This window comes from Occallatibacter sp., assembly GCF_049802275.1.
Lineage (GTDB): Bacteria > Acidobacteriota > Terriglobia > Terriglobales > Acidobacteriaceae > Telmatobacter.
This window is the reverse complement of record NZ_JBARMD010000126.1, coordinates 1-3209: the sequence shown is the minus strand read 5'-3', so window position 1 is coordinate 3209 and position 3209 is coordinate 1. Positions and strand designations below refer to the sequence as shown.

Below are 3209 nucleotides of genomic sequence, written 5' to 3'. Positions count from 1 at the left end.
GATTTCGCATTATCAAAAACGGTAGGGCTCCGATGGCCTATTGGGAGCGGCAGTCTCCAATTTCGGGCCGAGTTCTTTAACGCATTGAATCATCCGCAGTTTGCCAACCCCGATGCTAACTTCACTTCACCGACATTCGGAGTTATTAGTAGCACGACCGTTAGCGCTCGCGTTGGGCAGTTAGCGCTAAGGTTTGGGTTTTAGACAGGAAGAACAAATGTGCGCCAAAAGAATACTTGGTCGCAATCGAAAGAGGACCGTAACTCCTGGAAATACCACTCGCGAATTGATGGATGAACCCTTGATTGTTCCGGAGTAATCAACTGGTTGATCCAAAGCAACGACACGGCCTGCATTCATTGCGAACATTAATCTACATTATCAATGAATCGCAGAAGGGCCAGATTCGGGCAGAGTCCGCTCAGTCCTACAGCTTGGTGGTCGAAGGGATTGATTTGGCTGCCTGACCGGAGATCGTTGGAATCACCAGGTCATCCATCGCCGAAAAATCCCATGATTCCGCATACAGCCCCTCCCCTGCCGGACATCGTCCTGCACGCGATTCTTCACGCGGATCGTTTTTTAAAAGTGAGATTTCTATAGATGACAAATAGCAAAGGCTTTATGAATCGCTATTGGGCCTGGCTCAAAGCACAGATTGTCCAGGAGGTACCGGAAGACATTGCAGCTTGCGAGTTTGACTGCCGGTGCGTGTCCGAGTGCCGTAAAAATCAATGCGCTTCGGGTGAACTGAGGACGTGCGAAAGAAGTCCCGCTCTGACACCTCCGGAGCCGGTACTACCCTGTCACTATTCCCTATCATGGAAACTGGACTCTGACGCGCGGCGCTAATGAGCGCTGTTTGAAGACATTCTCTTCGAGCGGATCGTGAAGTGATTTATACGCGATGCCGAGTAGTTCCGCATCTGCGGTATCATCGCTGAGTTCCCAAATCATAACGCCGCCGAGGTGCTGATCTGATGCGTAGCTGGCTTTGAAGCGGACTGAAATGGGATCCTCATAGGTCCAGAATGTTCGTCCGTCGAAGAGCCACGGCGCCTGCGATCGCTCGTCTCGGTATATCGCGAAGTTGGCAGCAACGCTTTGTAATTGGTTGTACGGACAGTCCTCTTCGATTGGACGGCCAGATTGGAAGAGACCTCCGTTCGCCACCTCGACGTCGGTCCAGCTGTAACCATAGAAAGGGAGCCCCATAAGCAGTTTTTCTCGGGGAACGCCGGCAGCCTCGTAGCTTGCAATGCTGTTTTCGATACTGTCGGGATGCTGAGGATCTGGCGAGAAAAGTGGCGCCAACAGTCCGGTGGTCGGGCTCCAGGGCCCGGCGTAATCGTAGTTCATCACGCCAACCTCATCGACAAGGGGAGCTATTGCAGCGAAATTCGTTCCGGAGAGCGTCTTCGGGGATTCAGGCACGGCGATAGAGAGGAGCGACCCGGACCTTACGGCGTTCATCTGACGACGAAACTCCTGTAATAGCGCGCGAAAGTTGCCGGCGTCCTTCTCTTGCGGAGATTCCCAGTCAATGTCGAAGCCGTCAAAGATACCGGGCTTCCGAATGCCATGAGAAAAATGTCCGCGTAGGAAGATGTCAACGCAAGAGGCAACGAATGCTGTGCGATTTTCAACTTGTGCGTCCTTAGCGAAATCCCTCGGATCACCCTCAAGTGATATCAAGATCTTAATGTGAGGGTATTGCCGCTTCAGTTCTTGCAGCTGGTGGAAGTATCCGCGAAACCGGGAGCGCGAGCCGTCTGGTTTACCGCTTACGCTGTTCTGGCGAGTAAACCGCGTGTTGAGATCGGCGCTGGGATTGGCGAGGGAGCATCGGCCACCTCGAACGGATGCCTGCGCGTAGTTGATCTGATCCAGCCTCCGAACAGCTCCATTGGTGATCAGTGATTTCACGTAGTAGGGTTGGGCGAAATCAAGACCCCATTGCGGAAAGTACCCGACCAGCAACGGAGTTCGCGAATGTGGAACAGAACTGAAGGCACAGTCGGGCGAGAACCAGGGGACTAGCAGAAGAGCGATTAAGAGAGGCCCAACATGTTTCGCTTTGGTCATGAATTCGATCCTGCTACGTACGATCTCGTCAACTCAGCCGCTTGGGCGTACATGCTCCCGATTGGCTTGCTGTTGCGTCTGTGCGCCCGCTGACTGCGCCGCCTGCTCCTGGGATTGTTCGTTAGCCGCGCGCGGCCGCCTTCCGCCGCGCACCGTGCCGACCTTGAGGTAGCCTAAGAACCTGCTCGTGAGAGAAACACCTCAGGACTGCTCTGCATCCATCTGCTATTTGTTCAAGTCGTCGTCCTTGTAGTACTTGGTGCCTTGCAGTGTAAGTTGCAGCGCCAGGCCGTTTTTGGTGATCTGGTAGACGTATACGTCCGGGGCAACTTCGACCGCTCCAGAGACAGCCCCTCCGGATGTTCCCGCTTTGGCAGCAGCGTCCCCTTGCGCGGAACCCGACCAGCCGGAGTCGAGGAATTGTTTGAAGGCCTTATCGCTCTCAAACACAAAGATCACGCGGAAGTCCTTCACTCCCACGCCCAGCCCGGCCCCTGCAGAAACCATCTTCATGAAGGTTTCCTGCTTGGTCTGATTGTTCGTGGCAATGCCTTTGCCGCTCGCGGTGCTGACCACGAGCAGGTTCGTCCCGAAGTTCTTGAACACGGCGTATCCCGCGGCCTTCTGTATGGCGGCCTGGGCGCCGGGTTGCAGCTTGTACAGATCCTGAAGTGCTTCTGAAACTCCCTTTCGGATCTTCGCTTGTTTTTCTTCCGTGCTATCCGCCACGCAAATGGCGCTTGCCGACAAAAGGGCAAGCACAACTGCAGAAATGATCATCTTGGATTTCATGGAATTTATCTCCTATGAGTACCAGAGCACGTTCCGGGGTCGTTCCATTGTTTGTCTCCCCGGCTGAGCCAGTCCTCTACTCCGCGGATCATTTGAGCACACTTCGTTAACTGCCGAAACTAGCACTTTTACTAAGTGCTATGTGTTGAGGCTTCCTGATTTTGGATTCTCGGTGTGGAGTTGCGCTTAACCTTCCCGGATCTCGCCGAAAGGAATTACATCTATCTACCCATTTGCCGCCAAATGGTTCGCATATGTTCCTGCGGTTCGGAATTGACGGAAATCAATCCGCGGTCTAAGGCGAACAAGACGAGCTCAGCGTTGTTCTTGAT

At 53.8% G+C, this 3209-nt stretch carries 3 protein-coding genes; 1 reads left to right on the top strand and 2 read right to left on the bottom strand.

From position 1 onward, the window contains the following. A partial coding sequence (locus WA354_RS04185; RefSeq protein ID WP_472811756.1) for an outer membrane beta-barrel protein occupies positions 1–204 on the top strand: 204 nt, incomplete at its 5' end. A gap of 615 nt (positions 205–819) precedes the next feature. On the opposite strand, the gene WA354_RS04180 is transcribed toward WA354_RS04185, so the two are convergent. After that, complete coding sequence (locus WA354_RS04180; RefSeq protein ID WP_472811755.1) at positions 820–2085, bottom strand: glycoside hydrolase family 18 protein; 1266 nt, start codon at positions 2083–2085, stop codon at positions 820–822. Between the two features lie 225 nt (positions 2086–2310). Further along, complete coding sequence (locus tag WA354_RS04175) at positions 2311–2877, bottom strand: lipid-binding SYLF domain-containing protein (protein WP_472811754.1); 567 nt, start codon at positions 2875–2877, stop codon at positions 2311–2313. Positions 2878–3209: the final 332 nt, after the last annotated feature.

Coding starts and splice junctions, on each gene's coding strand:
- WA354_RS04180 (WP_472811755.1), bottom strand. CDS start 2,085: ATGACCAAAGCGAAACATGTTGGGCCTCTCTTAATCGCTCTTCTGCTA.
- WA354_RS04175 (WP_472811754.1), bottom strand. CDS start 2,877: ATGAAATCCAAGATGATCATTTCTGCAGTTGTGCTTGCCCTTTTGTCG.